The organism is Hymenobacter sp., from assembly GCF_031398885.1.
GTDB lineage: Bacteria > Bacteroidota > Bacteroidia > Cytophagales > Hymenobacteraceae > Hymenobacter.
Window position 1 is genome coordinate 57,453 of record NZ_JANNOD010000028.1, and the last position, 21,950, is coordinate 79,402.

A 21,950-nucleotide genomic window follows, 5' to 3' on the forward strand; every position below is an offset into this window, starting at 1 on the left:
AAGCAACCGGGCCTACTCGTGCAGCAGCACCTCAATGTCCAAGTGCAGCCAGTCGGTCTCCCAGGACTTGTGGTTGAGGCGGGCGGTGACGTGTTTGCCGGCATCGAGCAGGCGGGCCACGGTTTCGTTGCGGCCCTCGGGCAGGTAGCCGAGCCACACGTTGGCGGGGTCGGTGGCCGGAGCGGTGTGCACCTGCACGGCCCAGTCGTCGTACTTGCTATCGGCCTCGCGGCTGAGCTGCAACGCCTGGCCGACTTTCAGCTCCGGCTCGTGCTTTTCCAGGTTGGGACGGTGCGAGGTGCCGGCCACGAGGCATTCAAGCAGCACCAGGGGCTCGGAATCGGTGACGATTTTCATCATGGGACCAAATTACGGCGCGGGCGGCGGGTTTGAACGGGCCAGTTGGGCAATTCTGCCGGTTAGTGCCGCTACGATGACGTAGGTTGCACGCAAATTTTTATTCTTCCTTCAATTTTCACGATGAAAAAAACACTTCTCTGGGGTACCCTCGGGCTGGCAGCTTTGGGCTCCTGGGCGTTTTATCCAAGGGCGGCGGCCGAACCGGGATACATGATTGTATCGTTGCGCGTTACCAACAGCGAAAGACCCACTTTGGTCACCATCTCGCCGAGTGGAGAAGAAACCAAGGACGTTCTGAATACGAAAACAAAGCCCGTTCGCTCCCTGCAAGCGCAGACCCTTGCCAAGCTTAATGAGTTGCGGAATCAGGGATGGGCCGTCGCGCACGTGACCTCCAACGGCGGCTATGTGCAAAACGCAAACAACCCCGCGTTAAGCCCAGACTATTTTTTTACTGACAACTACCTACTCGAAAAACAGTGATTGGGCCCACCTCGTCGTAAAAATGCCGCCGACTTGCGTAATCGGCGGCATTTTTTACGACGGCATTTTTTCTACTTGAACGCCTGAATGCCCGTAATATCCGCCCCCGTAATCAGCAGGTGGATGTCGTGGGTGCCCTCGTAGGTCACCACCGACTCCAGGTTCATCATGTGGCGCATGATGGGGTACTCGCCCGTGATGCCCATGCCGCCGTGAATCTGGCGCGCCTCGCGGGCCACGTGCAGGGCCATTTCGACGGAGTTGCGCTTGGCCATGCTGATTTGGGCGCTGGTAGCCTTGCCCTCGTTTTTAAGCACGCCCAGGCGCCACACCAGGAGCTGGGCCTTGGTGATTTCGGTAATCATCTCGGCCAGCTTCTTCTGTTGGAGCTGGAAGCCGCCGATGGGCTGGCCGAACTGCTCGCGCTGCAGCGAGTACTTCAGGGCCGACTCGTAGCAGTCGATGGCCGCGCCGATGGCGCCCCAGGCAATGCCGAAACGGGCCGAATCGAGGCAGGAGAGCGGGCCGCGCAGGCCGTCGATGTTGGGCAGAATGTTCTCCTTGGGGATTTTTACGTCCTCGAATACCAGCTCGCCGGTGGTGCTGGCGCGCAGGCTCCACTTGTTGTGGATTTTGGGCGTGCTGAAACCCGCCATGCCGCGCTCCACGATGACGCCCTTGATGCGGCCCTGCTCGTTTTTGGCCCACACCACGGCCACCTGGCACTCGGGCGAGTTCGAAATCCACATCTTAGCGCCGTTCAGCAGGTAATGGTCGCCCATGTCCTTGATGTTCGTCGTCATGCCGCCGGGGTTCGAGCCGTGGTCGGGCTCGGTCAGGCCGAAGCAGCCGAGCCACTCGCCGCTGGCCAGCTTGGGCAGAAACTTCATGCGCTGCTCCTCCGAGCCGTAGGCGTAGATGGGGAACATCACCAGCGAGCCCTGCACCGAGGCCGTGGAGCGCATGCCGGAATCGCCGCGCTCAATCTCCTGCATAATCAGGCCGTAGCTGATGTAGTCGAGGCCGCCGCCGCCGTACTCCTGCGGAATGGTGGGCCCGAACGCGCCCACGTCGCCAAACTTCCGCACAATCCCACTGGGAAAATGCGCGTCCTGCGCCCACTTCTCGATGTTGGGCGAAATCTCCTTTTTCACGAAGTCGCGGATGCTCTGGCGGATGAGCAGGTGCTCCTCGGTCAGCAGGCCGTCGAGGTCGAAATAATCGGTGAAGCCGTTGGCGTTGGTGCTGCCTTTTTGGGCGGTGTGGGCTTTGGCTTCGGGGGAGAGAACGTCGGCTTCGGAAGACATGGGCGGGGATTGGGTGGGAGTTTCAGCAAAGATAACAGGCGGCACGAGGGCCCGGTTCGGTCATTGCGAGGGGCGCGCCGCGAAACGCGGCAATCCGTCCTCCCCGGGCGACCAGCGTCAATGCGTAACAAAGTTTATTTCAAGCTGCGAAACCTCATAAACTCTGATTACCAAAGTTTTTGACATTACGTAGTTGGTCGCTCAAAGAGGACGGATTGCCGCGTTTCGCGGCGCTCCCCTCGCAATTACAAATCCTAAAACCGCAGGTTCACCGAAGCCAGCACGTTGGTCCGGGCCTGGGGGTAGAAGTAATTGAAGTACTGCGCCTGCCCGCCGCTCACGTAGCCGTAGGTGTAGCCGTTGTTTTCGTACTCGGCAGCCAGCACGTTGTTGACCAGCAGGGCCAGTTCCACTTCGCGCAGGCCCAGCCGGCCCGGCCGCCAGCCGTAGCGCAGGCGCACATCCTGCACGTAATAGGCGTCGATGCTGCGGGCTTGGGTGCTGGTGTTGTCGAGGTACTGGCGGCCGGCGTAGCGGGCCAGCGTGGCCAGCTTCAGGCCCGGCAGCGGCTCGTACTCCAGAGTGTAGGCGAAGGTGAGGCTGGGCGAGAAGGAAATGTCGGTTTCCTGGTAGCTGGTGGCGCGTTCGCCGCCCTGGTCGTAGTCGGCCAAGTAGTCGGTGTAGTTGCGGATTTTGTTGCGGCTGAACGTGGCCGTGGGGCTGAAGGTGAGGCCCCGGGCCACCTGCGCCGCGGCTTGCAGCTCCAGCCCCGTGCGGTAGGAGTCCCGCACGTTGGTATGGATGGGGTTGCCCACGTCGTCGAGCTGGCCGGAGAGCACCAACTGGTCGCGGTAGCGCATGTAGTAGTAGTTGGCCGTCCATTGCAGGCGGCCGGCGGTGCGGCGCAGGCCGGCCTCCAGGTTGTGTAGCTGCTCGGCGCTGGGGCGGCGCCCGGCAGGCGTATCGGTGAAGTCGGTGCGGGTGGGCTCGCGCTGGGCCAGGGCGTAGGAGGCGTAGGCCGTCAGGGCGGTGCGCAGTTCGTAAGTCAGGCCCGCTTTGGGATTCAGGAAGTGAAACCGGGCCGCTTGCTGGCTTTTGCTCCCGTCGGCAGTGGGCCCGAAGAAGACGTAGTTCACGTACCGGTACTGCACGTCGCCGAAAGCCCCGAGGCGGTCGGTCAGCTCGACGTTGGCCCGCAGGTAGGTGTTCACGTCGGTTTTGCGGGAATTGGGCTCGTCGTAGTAGCGGGTGCCGGTTTGGGGAATGCTGAGCCCGCGCTGGGCCCAGGTCAGCTCGTCGTAGTGCTGGCCGCGGTAGCCCACCACGGCCCCGCCCAGCGTGGCCTCGGCCAGGCGGCCGGCCGCGGCCGGCCGGAACTGCAGGGCGTAGGTGGCACCGTAGAGGTCCGTTTTCAACCAGCGCCGCCGGATAACATCCGTCAGGCCCGCGGAGTCCACGGCCGGCGGCAAGGGCGTGATGCCATACTGCGTCGGCTCCTGATTGGCTTTGTACTCCTCATAGTAGCCGCCGCCGCGCGTCCAGAACGGCGTCACGCTCAGATTCAATGTTGGGCTGAGCTGGCGCGACACCAGCAGCTGGTAATAGTCCTGCTGGTAGTTGTCTGTCTGATTTTTATACGCGGGCAGGTGCTGGCCGTAGTCGGTGCCGGCCTCGTTGTAGCGGCGGTTGCGGCGCCGCAGCGAGTCGGCCAGGCCGTACCAGCTTTGGTAGGTGGTTTCAAAGCCCGTCAGCACCAGGGCGCGCAGCAGCGTTTTGTCGTCGGAGTACGTGCCGGCCAGGTACAAGGACTTCATCCGGGCGCTGGCCCGGTCCACGTAGCCGTCGCTCTGCACCCGCGAGGCCCGGGCATCCACCGTAAAATGCCCGTTGATGAGGCCCGTACCGGCCATCACGGTGCTTTTCCAGGTGCCGAACGAGCCCGCCGAATTATTGACCTCGGTATACGCCGCAGGCCGCAGCCCCAGCGTCTCAATGTTCAGGCTGGCCCCGAAGGCGCCCGCGCCGTTGGTGCTGGGCCCGGCCCCGCGCTGCACCTGAATGCTTTGCACGGAAGACGCCAAATCGGGCAGGTCCACGAAGAACGTGCCGTGCGACTCGGCCTCGTTCACCGGCACGCCGTTCAACGTCACGTTGATGCGGGTGCCGTCGGTGCCGCGGATGCGCAGGCCGGTGTAGCCCACGCCGGTGCCCGCGTCGGAGGTCGTGACCACGCTCGGCGTCTGGTCGAGCAGGTAGGGAATGTCCTGGCCGAAGTTGCGGGCCTGCACTTCCTGGCGGCTCACGTTCTGGTAAGCGGTGCCCGTTTTGTCGGTGGCGCGGGTGGCCGTCACTACGGCTTCGGGCGTGAGGATGCGGCGCCGGGCGGTGTCGGCGGGGGCGGCCGATTGCGCCCACGCCGGGGCGGAGGCCAGCGCGCACAGCGCCGCCCCCGCAAAAAATACAGTTTTCAAAAAGATTATGGCGTAAAGAATGGAACGCGCCGGCGCCCCAGGGGTCGGAGCGGCGGCGGAAACGTCCGCGGATTTGTTTGTTCCCTTCGCCGGCATTACCCGGTTCAGGTTCAATGGGTATTATCTCAGCCGATGTCGTGCACAACATCAGCACCCCTAAACATGCAGCAAAGGTAGCACCGCGCGCGCCGGAGCGCCAAGGGCCGCGACAACTTGTTCGCCGGCTTTGCGGTTTGTTGAAAGTCAGTTAATTTAGGGGTGCCGCCCGGCGCAACGCCGGCCTTGGAACCTGCGTTGTAAGGTTCGCACCACCTCAGCCGCTCACGCTATGTTCACCCTTATCTACGCCCTTGCTTTTTGCGCTTTCTTTCTGTTCGTGATGGTGCTGCCGCGCCGCCGCCGCGCCATGCCCCCGCCCCCGCCGCCCGATGGCGACGACGACGGCGGCGAACCCCACGACCCCGGCCTGCCCGACCTCGACCTGCCGCCGGGCATTTCGCGCCCCATCAACGACTGGGAGCCCGACTACAACAAGCGCCGCGTGGGCGTGTGAGACGCTGCGCTCAATGAAGAATGAAGAATGAGGAATGAGGAGTTGTCGTTTGGATAATTCCTCATTCCTCATTCTTCATTAAGCGCAGCGTCAGCCTATTTCAATGGCGTAGGCGGTGGAGAAAATCTGGCCGGGGTCCAGCGTCAGGATGCCTTCTTTGTCGCGGAGCTCGCCGGGCTCGCCGGTGGGGCTGGCCACGCCGTGCCAGGGCTCCACGCACACAAAGCCCGCGCCCGGCCCCTTGGTCCAGAGGCCGAGGTAGGGAAAGCCGTCGAACTGAAAGCGCACGAAATGCGCCGATTTGCGCGAGCGCAGCGTGAGGTGCGTAAAATCGTAGTGCTTGAACACCAGCGCATCATCGGCAAACAGCGCGTAGCTAAGCGGCAGCTCTTGCTGGTTGCGGAGCACCGGGGCGATGTGGCCCGTGAGCAGCCCCCCCCGCAGCAGGTGCCGGTCGAGGGTGACGGGGTGGTCGAACTCGAAGTAATAGTCTTCGAATGTTTCGTCTGGCAGCAGGGGGCAGCGCACGGCCGGGTGCGCCCCAATGCTGAAGAGCAGCGGCTGGTCGGGCGCGGGGTTGTGCACGTCCCAGCGCACGCTGAGCCGGGCACCGCGCAAGGCGTAGGTAATGGTCAGCTCGAAGGCGAAGGGAAACACCGTGCGGGTGGTTTCGTCGTGCTGCAGCCGGAACACCAGCTCGGCGGCGCTGTGGCGGAGCACGGCAAATTCCTGGTCGCGGGCGAAGCCGTGCTGGGGCAGCTTGTAGTCGCGCCCTTTGTGGTAGTAGGCATCGCCGGGCAGGCGGCCCACCAGCGGAAACAGCACCGGCGCGTGGCGGGCCCACACGGCGGGGTCGCCGGGCCACACGTATTCGAGGCCGTCGGCGAGCGTGACCAGGCTGGTGAGTTCGGCCCCGCGGGCGGCAAACGTGGCGCGGCACTGCGGCGTGCTGAGCGTGTAGCGGGCGGGCGGGGCCGGCGGGTGCAGGGCGGACGGGCTGGGCGGCTGGGCGGCGCCGCGCAACAACTCATCCACCAGAAAGCACGCCTGGGCAAAGCGGCGGTCCTCGTCGCCGGAGATTTCGGCAAAGTTGGACATCTGCTCCCGCAGCTCGCGCTGGTAAAGGTCGTAGAAATGCTGCCGCAGCTGGGGGTGTTCGCGCAGCGGGTCGGGCTCCCAGGGCAGGTCCACGCCCATGAGCAGCACCAGGTCGTACTGCTGCTGGTCGATGCGGTTCAGCACCCAATCCGGGCAGGTGCCGAAAGAGTGTTCGGCCCAGATTTTTATCACCAGCAAGTCGCTGTCGAAAAACACCACGCGCTGGGCTTCGGCTTCGGCTTCGGCTTCGGCTTCGGCTTCGGCCGCCAGTTGGCCGCGGGCTATTTCTTCGAGGTCGCCGGGCGTGTAGTGCGGGCCGGAGGAAGCCAGGTATTCGCGGGCAAACTCGGGAGCATACGAGGTGCCATAGTGCGCCGCCAGCCGCCTGGCCAACGTCGATTTGCCCGTGGATTCCGGGCCGGTGAGGGAAACGCGCAGCAACTTTTTAGCAGGAAAGGAACTCAGTGGAAAAACACAGTCAGCAGGCAACGGAGAGTCAGGAGGCCATTATTGGGTAGAATAACGGGGTGCCTCCAGAGCGAATCGTCACGCAAAGGTGGGGACGGGGCCGCGTTTTGCCGCGGGGTGCTTCCGGCGCAATTTGCTTAGCGAGGAGCTGGCGCCAACGGCTGGGCGGGCATCACCAGCGCGCGGCGCCACTGCCAGTAGCCGTAGGCCGCCAGGCCCAGGTAGAGTGCATACAGGCCGCTGGTGGGGTACAGCTCCTTGTACCACAGCACGGGCACGTAAATGACGTCGACAACTATCCAGAGCAGCCAGTTTTCGAGCCGCTTGCGGGTGAGCAGGTACTGCGCCACGATGCTGCCGGCGGTGGTGAAGCTGTCGACGTAGGGCAGGGTGGCGTCGGTGTAGTGGCCGAGGTAGTAGCCGAAGCCCAGGGTGTAGGCCGCGGCAAATCCGGCCCCGGCCAGCCATTCGCGGCCGGTGGTGCGCGAAACCCGCAGCGCCGTGCGCCCCCGCCCGCCGTGGAGCCACTCGTACCAGCCGTACAGGCCCAGGGCAATGAAGAGCCCTTGCAGGTTGCGGTCGGAATAGAGCCGGGCCCCGTGGTAAATGAAAACATAGAGTCCGCAGCTGACGATTGCCGCCGGGAAGTTCCAAAGCGACTCGCGGGCCGCCAGCCACACGCACACGAATCCGGTGGCCACGGCCACCCATTCCAGCAGGGTAGTGGTGCGTAAAAACTGCGCGAATGAGGCTGAAATATCCAACAGCAGAAAAGCGGGCACGAGGACAGCACCGGGAAGGAGAAGCCGCAAGGTAGGCGCGGCCAGCTATTTTTGCCCCTCGTATCGTACCGCAATGGAAGCCGCGACCTTGGAAATCAGCCCCGAAGAACTACACCGCCGCCTGCTGGCCGGCGACGACCTGCAGCTGGTGGACGTGCGCGAAGAAATGGAGTTTGCGTATGGCCACCTGCCCGGCAGCCTGCTTCTGCCCCTGGCCGAAGTGCCGCGCCGGGCCGCCGAAATCCGCGCCGCCGGGCCGGTGGTGCTCATCTGCCACCACGGCGTGCGCTCGGCCCAGGCGCTGGGCTACCTGCGCCACCGCCTGGGCCGCACCAACGTGCTGAACCTGCGCGGCGGCGTGGCCGCGTGGGCCGCGCAGGTCGACCCGAATTTTCCGCAGTACTGAGGTTCTGAAGTTCGCGCCGAGCAGCCGTTTGCTGCGGTGGGTTGTTACTGCAACTCCCACCCTTCCTGCCTATGCCCAATCTCCCCCTTGCCGCCCGCTCGTTGACCACCCCCAGCCTGGCCGACCGCCTGGCCCTGCGCGAGCGGCCCGGGGGCGCCCCGCTGCTGCGCCAGGAATGGGGCGACCTGCTGTTTATGCACTGGCCGGTGCCGGCGGCCCTGCTGCAACCTTACCTGCCCCCACGACTGCAGGTTGACACCTACGACGGCCTGGCCTGGCTGGCCGTGGTGCCCTTTCGCATGTCGAAGGTGCGCACCCGGGTGAGCCCGCCGGTGCCGGGCGCCAACGAGTTTTTGGAGCTGAACGTGCGCACCTACGTGCACCTCGACGGCGTGCCGGGCGTGTGGTTTCTCTCGCTCGATGCCACCAACGCCCTGGCCGTGTGGGTGGCCCGCACGGTGTTTAACCTGCCCTACCTGCGCGCCACCATGCGCCTGGACAGCCCGGGGCCCGAGCTGCGGCAGTTCAACGCCACTCGCACCCACGCCGGAGCCCCGGCCGCGCACTTCCGCGCCACTTGGAAGATAGGCCCGCCCCTGCCGCCCGCCGAGCCCGGCTCGCTGGCGTTTTTTCTCACCGAGCGGTACTGCCTCTACGCCAGCAACCGGGCCCAGACCAAACTCTACCGCGGCCGGGTGGCGCACGCGCCCTGGCCGTTGCGCACGGCCCAGGTGCTGCACTACGAGTCGTCGCTGGTGGAGGGCCACGGCCTGCCCACGCCCACCGGCGCGCCCCTGGTGCACGCCGGCGGCCCCGTGGGCGTGGAGCTGTGGCCCATGCGGCGGGTGTAAGGGGGTTGCTGGTGGTTGGTTTCTGGTCACCAGTTAAAATTTTCACCAGCAACGAGCGGCCAAGAATCCTTTTACAAGTACAGGTCCACCATGCGCTGCCAGTCGGGAGGCTTGTGGGCTTCGCCGGCCCACACGTGCAGCTGGTGGGCAATGCCCTTGTCCTGAAGCTGCCGGCTCAGGGTCAGGTTATTTTCCAGGAAGGCGTCCTCCTCGCCCACCACGAGCGTGATTTCGAGCCGGCGCAGGTGGCCCAGGTAGAAGTCGTCGGTGAGGTGGGCAATGAAGCGGTTGGGCGTGTTGAGGTACACGTCCTCGTCGACGTAGCCCTCGAACAGGTCCCGAAAGCCGGCCATGGGCTGGGTGAGGTCGTAGCGCCCGCTCATGCCCAGCACCTTGCCGAATAGCTGCGGGTGGCGGAAGGCCAGGTTGACGGCGTGGTAGGCGCCCATGCTGCTGCCGGCGGCAATCAGGCACATGTTGGGGTTGAGCCGCTGGCTGAGGGGCAGCACCTCGTCGAGGAGGTAGCGCTCGTACTGCAAATGGCGCCGGACGCGCTCGGCCGGGGGCTTGGCCGGGTCGTAGAGGCTTTCGGCGTCGATGCTGTCGACGCAGTAGAGCTGCAAAAAGCCGCTTTCAATCTTGGGCCGCAGAGCCTCCACCACGCCCCAGTTCTCGTGGTCGAAGAAGCGGGCCCGCCGGGTGGGAAAGAGCAGCACCCGCGCCCCGGCCGCGCCGAAAACGAGCAGCTCCATCGGCCGGCCCAGGGCCGGGCTCAGCCATCGGTGGTATTCGCGGCGCATGGGCAGGCAGGGCAAAGAGTAGAAAGTGGGGAAAGGCCGGCCCGGGGCTAGGCCAACGGCGCGAGCATGAGGGGGAGCTGCGCGTCGATTTCCTGCCGCCAGAGGGCGTAGCCCAGCGCCGACAGGTGCAGGCCATCGGCTTCGAACAAGGCCGGCTGGGGCTGGCCCCGCCCGTCGAGCATCCGGGCGTAGAGGTCGAGGTAGTGCCGGGGCGGCCCGTGGGCGGCCACCCGCTGGCGGATGCAGTCGTTGGCGTATTCGATGCTGCCGCGCAAATACAGCCGGGCCGGGCTGAGCTTGATGGCCACGAAGCACACCGGCACGGCGCCCAGCGTGGCCGCGACGGCCGCCAGCAGGTGCTCATAAAAGAGCACCACTTCTTCGGGCGTGCGGCCGTCGCCCAGGTCGTTGTCGCCCGCGTACAGCACCAGGGCATCGGGCCGGTGCGGGAGCACCACCTCCCGAAAAAACCAGGCGCAGGCCGCCAGGGTCGAGCCGCCGAAGCTCAGGTTCACGGCCTGCACCCGCGGGAAGCACCGCTCCAGCGCCGGCCAGCGGGTGAACGTGGAGCTGCCGTAGAACACCACCTTCGACTGCTCGCCGGGGCGTTCGACGGGTTTTTGCACCAGCCGCCTAATTTCTTCCTGGTACCATTGCATACATTGTGGAGCAAGCGCCGGGCGCACGAGCCGGCGGCAGTAGTGGGGGGCGGAGCCCAGCGCAATGCCAACTGCCTCAGCCCGTTGTTCACCAGCGCGGGGCCGCCCTTCCCCGCCGGCAAAGGTCGGCTACGAGGGAGCCTAAAATTCTCACTCCTTCGTTACGGGTAGATGACGTTTGCGGCCGCGGCCAACCACTGGTCGGCGCACGGACTGGGGTGCAGCGCGCCGGCAAAGGGCGTAATTTTGGCCGGTGAACCCCGCCTTCGTCCTGCCGCCGCTGCCCGACTTACCCATTCTCGCGGCGCTGCCCGCGCTGCGGGCCGCCCTGGCCGCCCACCCCCGCGTGGTGCTGGAAGCCCCGCCCGGCGCGGGCAAAACCACGGTGGTGCCGCTGGAGTTGCTGGCGGCCGCGTGGCGCAGTCCGGCCGATAAAATCTTGGTGCTGGAGCCGCGGCAATTGGCCGTGCGCGGGGCCGCCGCCCGCCTGGCCCAGTTGCTGGGCGAGCCCGTGGGCCGTACCATCGGCTACCGCGTGCGGCTGGACAGTAAAATTTCGGAGGAAACCCGCGTGGAGGTCATCACCGAGGGCATTCTCACGCGCATGATTCAGGACGACCCCGCGCTGGAAGGCGTGGCCGCCGTGGTGTTCGACGAATTTCACGAGCGCAGCCTGAACGCGGACCTGGGCCTGGCCCTGGCCCTGGATGCGCAAGCCGTGCTGCGGCCCGAGCTGCGAATTCTCATCATGAGCGCCACCCTGGAGGCCCAGCGGCTGGGCCAGTGGCTGCCCGCGCCAGTGGTGTCGTCGGCCGGTTTTCTGTTTCCGATTGACACCCACTACCTCGACCCGCGCCGCGCCGCGGCCCTGCCCACCCGCCCCGCTGAGCGGCTGGCCGAGCTGGTGCCGGCCCAAGTGCGGGCCGCCCTGCACGCGCACGCCGAGGGCGACATTCTGGTGTTCCTGCCCGGCGTGGGCGACCTGCAGCGCAGCGCCCGCAAACTCACCGACGCCCTGCCCGACCACGTGGACCTGCACCTGCTGCACGGCGAGCTGCCCCTCGAAACTCAGGACGCGGCCCTGCGCCCCGCCCGGGCCGGCCGGCGCAAGGTCATCCTGGCCACCAGCATCGCCGAAACCAGCCTCACCATCGAGGGCGTGCGGGTGGTGGTTGACGGCGGCTTTGCGCGGGTGCCGCGCTTCGTGCCGCGCACCGGCTTCACCACCCTCGAAACCGTGCCCGTGGCCCGCGCCGCCGCCGACCAGCGCCGGGGCCGCGCCGGCCGCCTGGCCCCCGGCACCTGCTACCGCCTCTGGACCGAAGCCGAGCACCACCTCCTGCCCGCGCACCGCCCGCCCGAAATCACCGCCGCCGACCTCAGCGGCCTGGTGCTGGAGCTGGCCCTGTGGGGCGCCGCCCCCAACAGCCTGCGCTGGCTGGACGCACCACCCGCGGCCGCGTTTGCCCAGGCCCGGGAGCTGCTGCTGCGCCTGGGCGCACTGGACGCTTCGCTTAATGAAGAATTAAGAATGAGGAATGAGGAATTAGCGGCTGGCGGCAACGCGCCACCACCTAACAATTCCTCATTCTTCATTCCTCATTCTTCATTAAAAGCAAAGCCGACCCCCCACGGCCGGCAGTTGGCCGCGCTGGGCCTGCCGCCGCGGCTGGGGCACCTCGTGGTGCGCGGCCAGGAGCTGGGCCACGGGGCGGCGGCCGCCGCGCTGGCCGCCCTGCTGGCTGAGCGCGACCTGCTGCGCTGGGCGGCCCCTACCGATACGCGCCCGGCACCGCCCGACCTGCGCCTGCGCCTTGAAGCGTTGGCCAGCGGCCGGCCCCCGCTGCCGGGGCTGGCCCTGCACCACGCCACGCTGGAACGCGTGCGCGACGTGGCCCGCAACCTTACCCGGCGCCTGGGTCTCAAGAATACTGAGTTTAGCTCCAGCATTTCTCAGGCCCCAGTGGGCTTGCTCACCGCCCTGGCTTACCCCGACCGGGTGGCCCAGCGCGAAACACCGGACCGACTGCGGCTCATTACGGGCCAGCGAGTGAGTTTAAACACGACCGACGTGGACCCGCAAGCGCAGTTTTTTGCGATAGCACACCTGGCCGGCCCAGCCACCGCGCCGCGCGCCACCCTGGCCGCGCCGCTGGGGCAAGACGAATTAGAGTTGGCCTTCGCCGAGCAAATTACAACCACCGATGAAGTGCGCTACGACCCCGTGGCCCAGCGCGTGACGGGCCGCCGCGTGCGCCGCCTGGGCGCTTTGCTACTGGCCGAAACGGCCATCGGCCAGCCCGACCCGGCGCTGGTGGCGCGGGCTTTGTTGGCCTATTTGCGGGAAGCCGGCGTGGGCAAGCTGAACTGGACGGCCGGGGCCCGGCAGCTACAGCAGCGGCTGGCGTTTCTGCGGCGGCATTTTCCACTAGGTGAGCCCGCCCCAGCCCTAACAACCGAAAACGAGCAACTGACAACTAACGGCTGGCCGGCCTTTGACGACGACACCCTCGTGCAGGAGCTGGCCGACTGGCTGGGCCCCCACCTGACGGGCCTCAAAACCTTGGCCGACGTGCAGCGCCTCGACCTCACCGAACCGCTGCTGGCGCGCCTGCCCGGCGGCTGGGCCCAGCGCCAAGCCCTTGACCACCTCGCCCCGACCGAGGTGGAGGTTCCCAGCGGCTCGCACATCACCTTGGATTATAGCGACCCGGCGGCCCCGGTGCTGGCCGTGAAGCTGCAGGAGCTGTTTGGCCTGACCGAAACCCCGACCGTGGCCGGGGGACGAGTGCCGCTGCTGCTGCACCTGCTTTCGCCCGGCGGCCGGCCGGCGCAGGTCACGCGCGACCTGCGCAGCTTTTGGGAGCGGGGCTACTTCGAGGTGCGCAAGGACCTGAAGGGCCGCTACCCCAAACACCCCTGGCCCGATAAGCCCATGAAGCACATCCCCACCAAACTCACCAAAAAGCGCTTGGGCGGATGAAGCCCCGTCTTTAGCTGACTGGCTTACAGCATTCTATTAAAGAAGATCAAATCGTAAAAGATAGTAGGAAACAATTACGTAATATTGATAACAATTACGTAATTTAGGGGTGTGAAACATCTCTCCTATTTATTATTCATGGCGTTGCTGGCCGGGAGTGGCGCGGCCTGGGCGCAAGGCGGCGGGGCGCCCGTGGGCTGGTTCAAGCTAAGCGCCGATGAGCCGTTGCGCGGCCGGTGGAGCCTGTATTCGGAAGTCGAAACCCGCCAACGGAACGCGCATCTCAGTGCCCAGCAACTGGGCCGCGTGGGCTTTCGCCTGCGCGTGGCGCCCAGCCTGAGCCTAACCACCGGCTACGTGCTGGCCGCCAACGAAGCCAACGACGGCACCGGCTCGACGGCTCCTGAGCACCGGCTTTACCAGGAAGTGGCCCTTGCCGATGCCACTGGCCCGGTACGCGCCGGCCACCGCCTTCGGGCCGAGGAGCGCTGGCTGCGCCCCGCGCCGGAGCAGGCGTTTCGGTTTGCGCCGCGCCTGCGCTACCAACTGCGGCTGGTGGTACCGCTGCGTTCGGGCGGGCTGCTGCCGGTGGGGGGCCTGTTTCTGGTGGCGGCCGACGAAATATTTGCGGGCTTGGGCCCGCGGGAAAGCGGCAGTTTTCTGGAAGAAAACCGCGCCAGCGCCGGCCTGGGCTACCGCGTAAGCTCGCGCGCCACCCTGGAAATGGCCTATCTGCACCAAACCCAGGCGGCGGGAACGGGCGGCGCGGCGCTCGCCCGCAATGCGGTGCAAGTCAGCGTGGCCATGGCTACGCCCAACCGCGTGGCGTTGGTGCGCCGGTGATGGCGCTCGAAAGCAGTCAACAAAACTGCTTCTTGGAGTACTTCTCAGGTTCGTGTATGTGGCGCGGCCGTGTTCACCTCACCCCCGGCCCCTCTTCCGCGGAGAGGGGAGCCGGACGACTTGCGTGCCAACCTGAGAACGGCTGATAAGTACCTATTAATGACCGACAACTACTAGCGCGGTTCCAGGTCATTGTCCACGGCGCGACCGGCGAAATCTCACGAGACGGGACCCCTCCGGGGCCGCGGGGCGAGCCCCGGCTCGCTGAAAGCGAGAAGCCCAAAGAGAGGGGGCCGAGAAAGCCGTATACGGACCTGGAAACCGCTTTAGCCGCCGATTTAAGCCGCGCGCTGCGCCCCAAGTGCCTACCCTGGCAACTCGCCGCCGGGGCCCCCGGCGCTGCGGCCGCGGGCGGGCGAGTAGTGGCGGTGCAGCCAGCGGCTGAGCCCGCCAAGGCCCGGCAGCAGCACGCGCTCGGTGATGTTGGCCTGGTCGAGCTTGTCGCGCACTTCCCACTTGAGGCGGGCGGGGATGATGATGCGAAAATACAGCTCCGGGTGGGCCGTAAGCCACTGATGCAGCACGCTCTGGGCCGTGCTCATCAGCGAGAACAAAGCATATTGGTGCACGATGCGGGCATCGAGGCTCGGCGGCTCCAGAAACAGCACGTAGGGCTCGGCCTGCAGCTCTTCCAGCTCGCGCAGGCTGCTGCTCACGGGGTGCAGCAGCTCGGAGGTGAAGACGTTGGAGCCTTCGTGCTGCAGGGCCTGGCGCAGGCGCTGGGGCAGGTGCTCGGCGGCCTTCACGTAGTTCAGCGCCCAGATGATGCCGTCTTCGTGGTAGGCGTCGAGGTCGTCGGTGGCGAAGTGCAGGGCCACGTAGGGCGAGTAGGTCCAGTCGAGCAGGCGGGTGGGCAGGCCGTGGTGCTGGGCCAGGGCCAGCCAGTCCCAGGTGCTGGCGGCCTGGGCGGGCACGGTGGTGTCGCGGGCGTACTTGCGGAAGTTGCGCAGCAGGTGGTGCTCCAACTGGTGGTACTCGCCGCCGAGGCGCTGCAGACTGGTGTCGAGCTGGTAGTGGCGCGAACGGCCGCCGCGGTACACGAACGGCGAGCGGAACCGCCCAATGCGCCCGTCCCAGGTGTCCTGAAACAGCAGCCGCTGCAAGTCTTCCCAGGAGGTGGCTTCGTGGTCGTTGGCGGAAAAGGGCATGGGACGAAGGTACGGCGAGTGGAAAGCAGGCCACATACTAATTGAGAACAGTCATGCTGAACGAAGTCGAAGCATGACCGTTTTTGGTCAACCAACGTAACCCGCCTTACTCCCCGGCCGGAAAGTCGGCCGCGTCACCAATGGCGGCCACTTGCTCCAGCTCCTTGCCGAGGGCGGCAAACTTCTCGCGGGCGCCTTTCACGGCGGCTTTGCCCAGGGGCAGGTGCAGGGGCGGGTTTTCCAGTTGCACCACGTCGTACATGGCGTGGGCGGCGCGGACGGGGTCGCCCGGCTGGCGGCCGCTGTAGCCCTCGATGCCGCGGATGTTTTCGCCCACCGTGGCCTGGTAGTCGTCGATTTTGGTGTTGGCGATGGTGGCCGACTCGCCGGCCCACTTGGTGCGAAAGCCGCTGGGCTCGATGTTCGTCACCTTAATGCCCAGCGGCCCCACCTGCTGGCTCAGGCTTTCGCCGATGGCCTCCAGCGCAAACTTGCTGGCGTTGTAGATGCCCACGCCCGGAAAGGTTTTCAGCCCCCCGATGCTGGTGATGTTGAGCACGTGCCCGCTGCGGCGCGCGCGCAGGTGGGGCAGCACGGCCCGCAGCACGTGCAAAGCGCCAAACACGTTCACGTCGAACTGCCGCTGCACTTCCTCGGCGGGCACTTCTTCGATGCTGCCCATCGAGCCGTAGCCGGCGTTGTTCACGATAACGTCGAGGTGCCCGAAGTGGGCAATGGCGTCGGCCACGGCGGTTTTCACCTGCGGCTCGTTGGTCACGTCGCACACCACACCCAAGGTGCGGCCGGCTGCTTTGGCGGTGAATTCGTTGGCTTGCTCGGCCTTGCGGAAAGTAGCGGCCACGGAGTCGCCTTTTTCGAGGAGGTAGGTGGCCAGGGCTTCGCCGAAACCGGACGAGGCGCCGGTGATAAACCAGGTTTTGGGGGAGGATTGGGGCATGGGTTGCGTTGGGAAATGGTAGCCGCTAAGACGGCTGCGCGCGGGTAAATGTTTGCGGCGGCGGCCGAAGCCAACCGCTTCGAGCCGTTGCAGTACCTTCACGCCCTTTCCCCTCCCACTCTGGTTTTGCTTGGCTCATGAAAAAGTTCTTCTCGCTCATCCTCGCGCTGCTGGGGCTCGACGCGCACGCCCAAACCACTTTTAAAATTACGGCCGTGCCGGCCAACACGCCGGCCAGCGCCACGCTCTACATGGCCGGCACCTTCAACAACTGGGCCCCCGGCAGCGCCGCCCACGCCCTCACCCGCAACGCCGACGGCAGCTACCAAATCACGCTGCCCGCCAGCGTGACGGGCACCATCGAGTACAAATTCACCCGCGGCGCCTGGGCCGCCGTGGAAACCAGCGCCACCAACGGCGCCGTGCCCAACCGCAGCTACACCGTCGGCAGCAGCGCCGGGCCGGTGCTGCACCAGGTGCTGAACTGGAAAGATTTGGCCGGCCCCACCGGCGGCGGACCGGGCCCCTCCACGGCGGCGGCCAACGTGAGCGTGATTTCGACCACGTTTGCCATGCCGCAACTGGGCCGCACCCGGCGCGTGTGGCTCTACCTGCCGCCCGGCTACGCCAGCAGCGGCCGCCGCTACCCCGTGCTGTACATGCAGGACGGGCAAAACGTATTCGACGCCCGCACCGCTTTCGCCGGCGAGTGGGGCGTGGACGAAGCCTTGAACACGCTGCAGGCCAGCGGCCAGGACCCCACCAGCTGCATCGTGGTGGCCGTGGACAACGGCGGCGGCGCCCGCCTCGACGAGTATTCGCCCTGGAACAACCCGCAGTACGGCGGCGGCCAAGGCGACCTGTACGTGGATTTTCTGGTGCAAACCCTCAAGCCCTACATCGACGCCACCTACCGCACCCTGCCCGGCCGCGAGCACACCGGCTTGGCCGGCTCCAGCATGGGGGCCCTCATTGCCACCTACGCGGCCCTGCGCGAACCCGCCGTGTTCGGCAAGGTGGGCGTGTTTTCGCCCGCGTACTGGTTTGCCTACGCCCAGTTGCTGGACTACGTGCACCGGCACCCGGCCAACCCCGACACGCGCTTCTACTTCGTGAGCGGCACCACCGAAAGCCTCTCCTTAGTGCCCCAGATGGCCGCTCTGCGCGACTCGCTGCTGCGCGGCGGCGTGCCCGCGGCCAACGTCAGCTTCAACCCCCGCCCTGACGGGCAGCACGCCGAATGGTTCTGGCAGCGCGAGTTTCCGGGGGCTTACTCGTGGCTGTACGCGCCGGCCACCGTCACGGCCACCCGCGGGGCGCAGCGCTTGGTTACCAGGGTGTACCCCAACCCGGCCGCGCAGGAACTGCGGGTTGAGCTACCGGTTGCGCTGGCTGCCGCCCGCCTCGAAATCAGCGACGCGCGGGGCCGGACGGTGCTGCGCCTGCGGGTGCGCAACGGGCAGGCGGTGAGCGTGCGCGGCCTGGCGCCCGGCCTCTACCTGGCGCGGGTGGCCGCGGGCCCGGAGGTGGACTCGGTGAAATTTGTGAAAGAATAAACGTAGCACCGCAGCGCACCGGCGGGGTACCAACCCAACTTCCCGCCGTATCTTTGACCGGCAAAAGGCCTCAACCCCCAACCCCTTTTGCTATGGCGGATTCCGCACCCCTCAAAATTGCCTTCGAGGCGCTGACTTACGACGACGTGCTGCTGCTGCCAGCGTACTCCGAAGTGCTGCCCCGAGACTGCGACACCGGCACCCGCCTTACCGCTAACATCCGGCTGCAAACCCCGCTCATCTCGGCGGCCATGGACACCGTCACGGAGTCCGACATGGCCATTGCCCTGGCCCAGGAAGGCGGCTTGGGCATTATTCACAAGAACATGTCCGTCAAGGCGCAGGCCGAGCAGGTGCGCCGCGTCAAGCGCAGCGAGTCGGCCCTGATTCAGGACCCCTTCACCCTGCCGCCCACCGCTACCATCGGCGACGCGCGCCTGCTGATGCGCAAGCACAACATCGGCGGTATTCCAATCATAAACGACGACCGCCGGCTCGTCGGCATCCTCACCAACCGGGACCTGCGCTTCGAGAAGGACCTGAGCCAGCCCGTCACGACGGTGATGATACCGCTGGGCACCCTCATCACGGCCCCCGCCGGCATCGACCAGGCCGAGGCCGAACAGCTCCTGACCGACAGCAAGGTGGACAAGCTGCCGCTGGTGGACAGCGAAGGCCGCCTGGCCGGGCTGATGACCTACAAGGACATTCGCAAGCGCCGCCGCACCCCGCACGCTAGCAAGGACGGGCAGGGCCGCCTGCGGGTGGGCGCCGCCGTGGGCGTCACGCCCGACCTGCTCCAGCGCGTGGCCGCCCTGGTCGAAGCCGGCGTGGACCTCGTGAGCCTCGACACCGCCCATGGCCACTCTAAAGGCGTGATGGACGCCGTGCGCGCCATCAAAGCTGCGCACCCCAACCTGGACGTGATGGCCGGCAACGTGGCCACCGCCGCCGGTGCCAAAGCCTTGGCCGACGCCGGGGCCGACTGCGTGAAGGTGGGCATAGGCTCGGGCAGTATCTGCACCACGCGCATCATCGCCGGAATTGGTATGCCGCAGTTCTCGGCCGTGCTCGAAGCTGCCCGCGGTTTGGCCGGCACCGGCGTGACGCTGGTGTCCGACGGCGGCATCAAGTTTTCGGGCGACATCGTGAAGGCCCTGGCCGGGGGCGCCGCCGCCGTAATGGTGGGCTCGCTGCTGGCCGGCACCGAAGAAGCCCCCGGCGAGTTGATTATTTACGAAGGCCGCAAGTACAAGTCCTACCGCGGCATGGGTTCGGTGGAGGCGATGGAGGACGGCAGCAAGGACCGGTACTTCCAGGACGCCGAGGACGACGTGAAGAAGCTGGTGCCCGAGGGCATTGTGGGCCGGGTGCCGTTCAAGGGCAACGTGTCGGAGGTGATTTACCAGCTGGCCGGCGGGCTGCGGGCCGGCATGGGCTACGTGGGCGCGGCCAACCTGGAAGCCTTGCAAGCCGCGCAGTTCGTGCGCATCACCGGGGCCGGCCTGCGCGAGTCGCACCCCCACGACGTGCAAATCACCCGCGAGGCCCCCAACTATTCGAGCCGGTAGGCGGGACCCCTTGCGCCCGCTGGGGAAGACGCCGGAATCATGCAAGTGGTTTTGCATGGCTGATGGTATCTTGCGAGCTGGTTGGGCGTCGGTCAGGACGCGGCGGGCGGGTGTGCTTGTGTTATTCCTAGTTTCTGTCCGTGCGTCATCCGTTGCTATACGTTGGTTTTTTAGGCGTCCTGATTAGCGGCGGGCTGGCCGTAGCTGGCCTGTTTGGGGTTGGCGGCGCCCTGGAGCAGCCGTGGTCCATGGGGCTGCTCCTGGCGGCCGACCTGGCCCTGCTGGCGGTGCTCACCCGCCTGTACTTGCGCCCCCCGGCCGGCGGCGCGGCCGCGCCGGGGGCAGGCGCCGCGCCGCGCCGGGCCGAAATCCAGAGCCTGCAGCGCTTGGTGCAAATCGTGCAGCGCGGCCAGACCTCAACCGAAGTCTACCGCACCCTGCTCGAATCGGCGGTGGAAACCGTGCGGGCCGACGCCGCCTGGCTCGACCTTGACCCCAGCCACGCCGGGTTGGACGCCGCGGAGGCCACTCAGTACCACCGCCTGACGCCGGCCCAGGCAGCTGCTTTGCGCACCCACCTGGCCAGCTACCAATTGCCCGAGGGCGAGTTCATCACCAACGACCTGAACGAGCGGCCCGGCTTTGCCGGGACCCCGCAGCACTTCCGTTCCCTGCTGCAGTTGCCGCTGCGGGGCCTGCAATTCGACTACGGCATGCTGTACCTGCTCAAAGTTGAGCCGCACACCTTCGAACGCGAAGACCTCAGCATTCTGCAAACCTTCACCAGCCAGGCCGTGCTCAGCATCGAAAACCTGGAGCTGGTGCGCACCTCCCTGGCCAACCAGCGCACCCAGGAGGAACTCAAAATTGCCTCCCAGGTCCAGGACAGCCTCATTCCCAAAAACCTGCCCACCGACAACTGGTTCGACATCAGCTCGCACTCGCTGGCGGCCAAGGAAGTGGGCGGCGACTTCTACGACTTCCTGCACCTGCCGGGCCGGCGGCTGGCCGTCATCATCGGCGACGTGAGCGGCAAGGGCGTCACGGCGGCCTTCCACATGGCCCAGATGAAGGGGATTTTTCACTCCCTGATGCAGGAAAACCCCCTGGCCAAGAACGAGCGCGACAAATTCCCGGTGCCCAGCCGATTCATGGCGCAGGCCAACGCCGCCCTGGTGCACTGCCTGGAGAAATCCTCGTTCATCACCTCCTCGCTCTACATCATCGACTACGAGCAGGGCGGCTTCGTGTTCGCCCGCGCCGGGCACTGCCACACGCTCTACTACCACGCCCTGCGCGAGGAGGTGTTTTACTTTGAGTCCACCGGTCTTGGCTTGGGCATCATCCGCAACGAGGGCTACGAAAAGCACATCAAAAATCAGTTTTACGACTACAGCCCCGGCGACGTAATGGTGATTTACACCGACGGCATCGTGGAGGCCCGGGGCGGAAACGGCACCGATGAATACGGCGAGGACCGCCTCAAGCTGCGGCTCGAAGAAAGCTATTTCCAAGAAGCCGAGGGCATCAAATCCTTCATCCTCGCCGACCTCAACGCGTTTACCCACGGGTACCCCATCCACGACGACCAGACCCTGCTCGTCATTAAATTCAAGTCGGCTCAACCCCCGCCGTTGGCCTGACGTATCGCCCTCATTATGAAAGTTACCGCGCAACCCTCCGCCGACACGCTCACCCTGCACCTCGATGGCGAGCTGGACGCCAGCTCCGCCATCGTGCTCGACACCGAGCTGGCCAAACCAGACATCCTGGAATACCGTAAGGTGCTGATTGATTGCGCCAAACTCAGCTACATTTCTTCGGCGGGCCTGGGGGTTTTCATCTCGCATCTCCAGCGTTTTCAGGACGCCACCGTGAAGCTGGTGTTTTTCAACATGCAGGAAAAAGTATTCAACGTATTCGAAATCCTGGGCCTGGACGCGCTGATGACCATCGTGCCCAGCGCCACCGAAGCCGAAGCCGCTTAATTTCAATTAGTAATTAAGAATTAGGAATTAAGAATTGCCCCGACCATCAGGGTGTCCTTAATTCCTAATTCTTAATTACTAATTATTAATTATCCATGAAGTCTGCCCTCCGCATTGCTTGTTCACGCAGCCAGCTCCAGCAGGTGCGCGACTTTGTGCGGCACTACCTCGGCGGCCGGGGACTGCCCGAAATCGTGGTGAACCAAGTGGTGCTGGCCGTTGACGAAGTGGTGGCCAACTTCATCATCCACGCCAACGGCGAAGACGAAAGCCAGTTCCTGGACCTTAAGCTGGCCTTTGACGACCACGACCTGAACGTGGAAATTGCGGACCACGGCAGCACCATTTACCAGCCGCCGGCCCACCAGGAACCCGACCTGCGCGACTATATCCGCCAGGGCCGCAAGGGCGGCATGGGCATGACGCTGGTGAACCGGCTCATGGACCACGTCGAGTTCTCCACCCGCGGCAACCACACCGTGTGCCACCTGCGCAAGCACCTGGCCTGACGCGGCGCCGGGCGTTTTGGTTTCCTGGCACACCCCACCCTGCGGCTTCTTGATTTACCGGCTTTATTTCCCCCCGGAAAATACTTAATTTCGCAC

The 21,950-nt window shown here is 65.7% G+C and carries 20 protein-coding genes and 1 riboswitch; of the genes, 11 read left to right on the top strand and 9 right to left on the bottom strand.

Annotated elements, in window-relative coordinates; translation table 11 throughout:
* Positions 1-12 precede the first annotated feature (12 nt).
* On the bottom strand, positions 13-360 hold the full coding sequence (locus RMO51_RS04545) for an HIRAN domain-containing protein (RefSeq protein WP_310392419.1): 348 nt from the start codon (positions 358-360) through the stop codon (positions 13-15).
* Between the two features lie 120 nt (positions 361-480).
* On the opposite strand from RMO51_RS04545, the gene RMO51_RS04550 reads away from it, so the two are divergent.
* Positions 481-843, top strand: a complete 363-nt coding sequence (locus RMO51_RS04550) for a hypothetical protein (protein ID WP_310392421.1) — start codon at positions 481-483, stop codon at positions 841-843.
* Between the two features lie 71 nt (positions 844-914).
* Here RMO51_RS04550 and RMO51_RS04555 read toward each other — a convergent pair whose 3' ends face one another.
* Positions 915-2,150, bottom strand: coding sequence for an acyl-CoA dehydrogenase family protein (locus RMO51_RS04555; RefSeq protein WP_310392423.1), 1,236 nt, complete (start codon positions 2,148-2,150; stop codon positions 915-917).
* A 254-nt stretch (positions 2,151-2,404) separates the two neighbouring features.
* Entirely contained in the window at positions 2,405-4,621 is a 2,217-nt protein-coding gene (locus RMO51_RS04560) for a TonB-dependent receptor domain-containing protein (protein WP_310392424.1), read from the bottom strand.
* Between the two features lie 62 nt (positions 4,622-4,683).
* Positions 4,684-4,789: riboswitch (TPP riboswitch) on the bottom strand.
* A gap of 160 nt (positions 4,790-4,949) precedes the next feature.
* Between RMO51_RS04560 and RMO51_RS04565 the strand changes: the two genes are divergently transcribed.
* Complete coding sequence (locus tag RMO51_RS04565; protein ID WP_310392426.1) at positions 4,950-5,174, top strand: hypothetical protein; 225 nt, start codon at positions 4,950-4,952, stop codon at positions 5,172-5,174.
* Positions 5,175-5,264: 90 nt separating this feature from the next.
* Here the strand turns inward: RMO51_RS04565 and RMO51_RS04570 are convergent, their stop codons facing one another.
* Complete coding sequence (locus tag RMO51_RS04570) at positions 5,265-6,713, bottom strand: AAA family ATPase (RefSeq protein ID WP_310392428.1); 1,449 nt, start codon at positions 6,711-6,713, stop codon at positions 5,265-5,267.
* Positions 6,714-6,877: 164 nt separating this feature from the next.
* On the bottom strand, positions 6,878-7,522 hold the full coding sequence (pnuC, locus tag RMO51_RS04575) for a nicotinamide riboside transporter PnuC (RefSeq protein ID WP_310392429.1): 645 nt from the start codon (positions 7,520-7,522) through the stop codon (positions 6,878-6,880).
* Between the two features lie 73 nt (positions 7,523-7,595).
* Between pnuC and RMO51_RS04580 the strand changes: the two genes are divergently transcribed.
* Positions 7,596-7,928, top strand: a complete 333-nt coding sequence (locus RMO51_RS04580) for a rhodanese-like domain-containing protein (RefSeq protein ID WP_310392431.1) — start codon at positions 7,596-7,598, stop codon at positions 7,926-7,928.
* Between the two features lie 71 nt (positions 7,929-7,999).
* Complete coding sequence (locus tag RMO51_RS04585) at positions 8,000-8,779, top strand: DUF2071 domain-containing protein (RefSeq protein WP_310392433.1); 780 nt, start codon at positions 8,000-8,002, stop codon at positions 8,777-8,779.
* A gap of 71 nt (positions 8,780-8,850) precedes the next feature.
* Here the strand turns inward: RMO51_RS04585 and RMO51_RS04590 are convergent, their stop codons facing one another.
* Complete coding sequence (locus RMO51_RS04590) at positions 8,851-9,579, bottom strand: alpha/beta hydrolase-fold protein (protein WP_310392435.1); 729 nt, start codon at positions 9,577-9,579, stop codon at positions 8,851-8,853.
* A 47-nt stretch (positions 9,580-9,626) separates the two neighbouring features.
* Positions 9,627-10,238 (bottom strand): GDSL-type esterase/lipase family protein, encoded by a 612-nt coding sequence (locus tag RMO51_RS04595; protein WP_310392436.1) that lies wholly within the window; start codon positions 10,236-10,238, stop codon positions 9,627-9,629.
* Positions 10,239-10,491: 253 nt separating this feature from the next.
* Here RMO51_RS04595 and hrpB point away from each other — a divergent pair, with 253 nt between their 5' ends.
* On the top strand, positions 10,492-13,221 hold the full coding sequence (hrpB, locus tag RMO51_RS04600; protein WP_310392437.1) for an ATP-dependent helicase HrpB: 2,730 nt from the start codon (positions 10,492-10,494) through the stop codon (positions 13,219-13,221).
* 111 nt (positions 13,222-13,332) lie between these two features.
* On the top strand, positions 13,333-14,064 hold the full coding sequence (locus RMO51_RS04605; RefSeq protein ID WP_310392439.1) for a DUF2490 domain-containing protein: 732 nt from the start codon (positions 13,333-13,335) through the stop codon (positions 14,062-14,064).
* A gap of 365 nt (positions 14,065-14,429) precedes the next feature.
* Here RMO51_RS04605 and RMO51_RS04610 read toward each other — a convergent pair whose 3' ends face one another.
* Positions 14,430-15,272 (bottom strand): FRG domain-containing protein, encoded by an 843-nt coding sequence (locus tag RMO51_RS04610; RefSeq protein WP_310392440.1) that lies wholly within the window; start codon positions 15,270-15,272, stop codon positions 14,430-14,432.
* 106 nt (positions 15,273-15,378) lie between these two features.
* Positions 15,379-16,230: an oxidoreductase gene (locus RMO51_RS04615; RefSeq protein ID WP_310392442.1), complete on the bottom strand. Its 852-nt coding sequence runs from the start codon at positions 16,228-16,230 to the stop codon at positions 15,379-15,381.
* 137 nt (positions 16,231-16,367) lie between these two features.
* Here RMO51_RS04615 and RMO51_RS04620 point away from each other — a divergent pair, with 137 nt between their 5' ends.
* From RMO51_RS04620 to RMO51_RS04640, 5 genes are all read left to right on the top strand, one after another.
* Positions 16,368-17,786, top strand: a complete 1,419-nt coding sequence (locus tag RMO51_RS04620) for an alpha/beta hydrolase-fold protein (RefSeq protein ID WP_310392444.1) — start codon at positions 16,368-16,370, stop codon at positions 17,784-17,786.
* A gap of 92 nt (positions 17,787-17,878) precedes the next feature.
* Positions 17,879-19,357 (top strand): IMP dehydrogenase, encoded by a 1,479-nt coding sequence (gene guaB, locus RMO51_RS04625; protein WP_310392446.1) that lies wholly within the window; start codon positions 17,879-17,881, stop codon positions 19,355-19,357.
* A gap of 140 nt (positions 19,358-19,497) precedes the next feature.
* Entirely contained in the window at positions 19,498-21,000 is a 1,503-nt protein-coding gene (locus RMO51_RS04630; RefSeq protein WP_310392448.1) for a SpoIIE family protein phosphatase, read from the top strand.
* 15 nt (positions 21,001-21,015) lie between these two features.
* Positions 21,016-21,345, top strand: a complete 330-nt coding sequence (locus RMO51_RS04635; RefSeq protein ID WP_310392449.1) for an STAS domain-containing protein — start codon at positions 21,016-21,018, stop codon at positions 21,343-21,345.
* A 95-nt stretch (positions 21,346-21,440) separates the two neighbouring features.
* Positions 21,441-21,854 (top strand): ATP-binding protein, encoded by a 414-nt coding sequence (locus RMO51_RS04640; protein ID WP_310392451.1) that lies wholly within the window; start codon positions 21,441-21,443, stop codon positions 21,852-21,854.
* Positions 21,855-21,950 lie beyond the last annotated feature (96 nt).

Bases quoted from the DNA above. Each gene is read 5' to 3' on its own strand.
- RMO51_RS04580 (WP_310392431.1), top strand. From the start codon at position 7,596: ATGGAAGCCGCGACCTTGGAAATCAGCCCCGAAGAACTACACCGCCGC.
- RMO51_RS04595 (WP_310392436.1), bottom strand. From the start codon at position 10,238: ATGCAATGGTACCAGGAAGAAATTAGGCGGCTGGTGCAAAAACCCGTC.
- RMO51_RS04565 (WP_310392426.1), top strand. From the start codon at position 4,950: ATGTTCACCCTTATCTACGCCCTTGCTTTTTGCGCTTTCTTTCTGTTC.
- RMO51_RS04545 (WP_310392419.1), bottom strand. From the start codon at position 360: ATGATGAAAATCGTCACCGATTCCGAGCCCCTGGTGCTGCTTGAATGC.
- RMO51_RS04550 (WP_310392421.1), top strand. From the start codon at position 481: ATGAAAAAAACACTTCTCTGGGGTACCCTCGGGCTGGCAGCTTTGGGC.
- RMO51_RS04555 (WP_310392423.1), bottom strand. From the start codon at position 2,150: ATGTCTTCCGAAGCCGACGTTCTCTCCCCCGAAGCCAAAGCCCACACC.
- RMO51_RS04585 (WP_310392433.1), top strand. From the start codon at position 8,000: ATGCCCAATCTCCCCCTTGCCGCCCGCTCGTTGACCACCCCCAGCCTG.
- RMO51_RS04635 (WP_310392449.1), top strand. From the start codon at position 21,016: ATGAAAGTTACCGCGCAACCCTCCGCCGACACGCTCACCCTGCACCTC.
- RMO51_RS04620 (WP_310392444.1), top strand. From the start codon at position 16,368: ATGAAAAAGTTCTTCTCGCTCATCCTCGCGCTGCTGGGGCTCGACGCG.
- RMO51_RS04610 (WP_310392440.1), bottom strand. From the start codon at position 15,272: ATGCCCTTTTCCGCCAACGACCACGAAGCCACCTCCTGGGAAGACTTG.
- guaB (WP_310392446.1), top strand. From the start codon at position 17,879: ATGGCGGATTCCGCACCCCTCAAAATTGCCTTCGAGGCGCTGACTTAC.
- RMO51_RS04640 (WP_310392451.1), top strand. From the start codon at position 21,441: ATGAAGTCTGCCCTCCGCATTGCTTGTTCACGCAGCCAGCTCCAGCAG.
- RMO51_RS04615 (WP_310392442.1), bottom strand. From the start codon at position 16,230: ATGCCCCAATCCTCCCCCAAAACCTGGTTTATCACCGGCGCCTCGTCC.
- RMO51_RS04590 (WP_310392435.1), bottom strand. From the start codon at position 9,579: ATGCGCCGCGAATACCACCGATGGCTGAGCCCGGCCCTGGGCCGGCCG.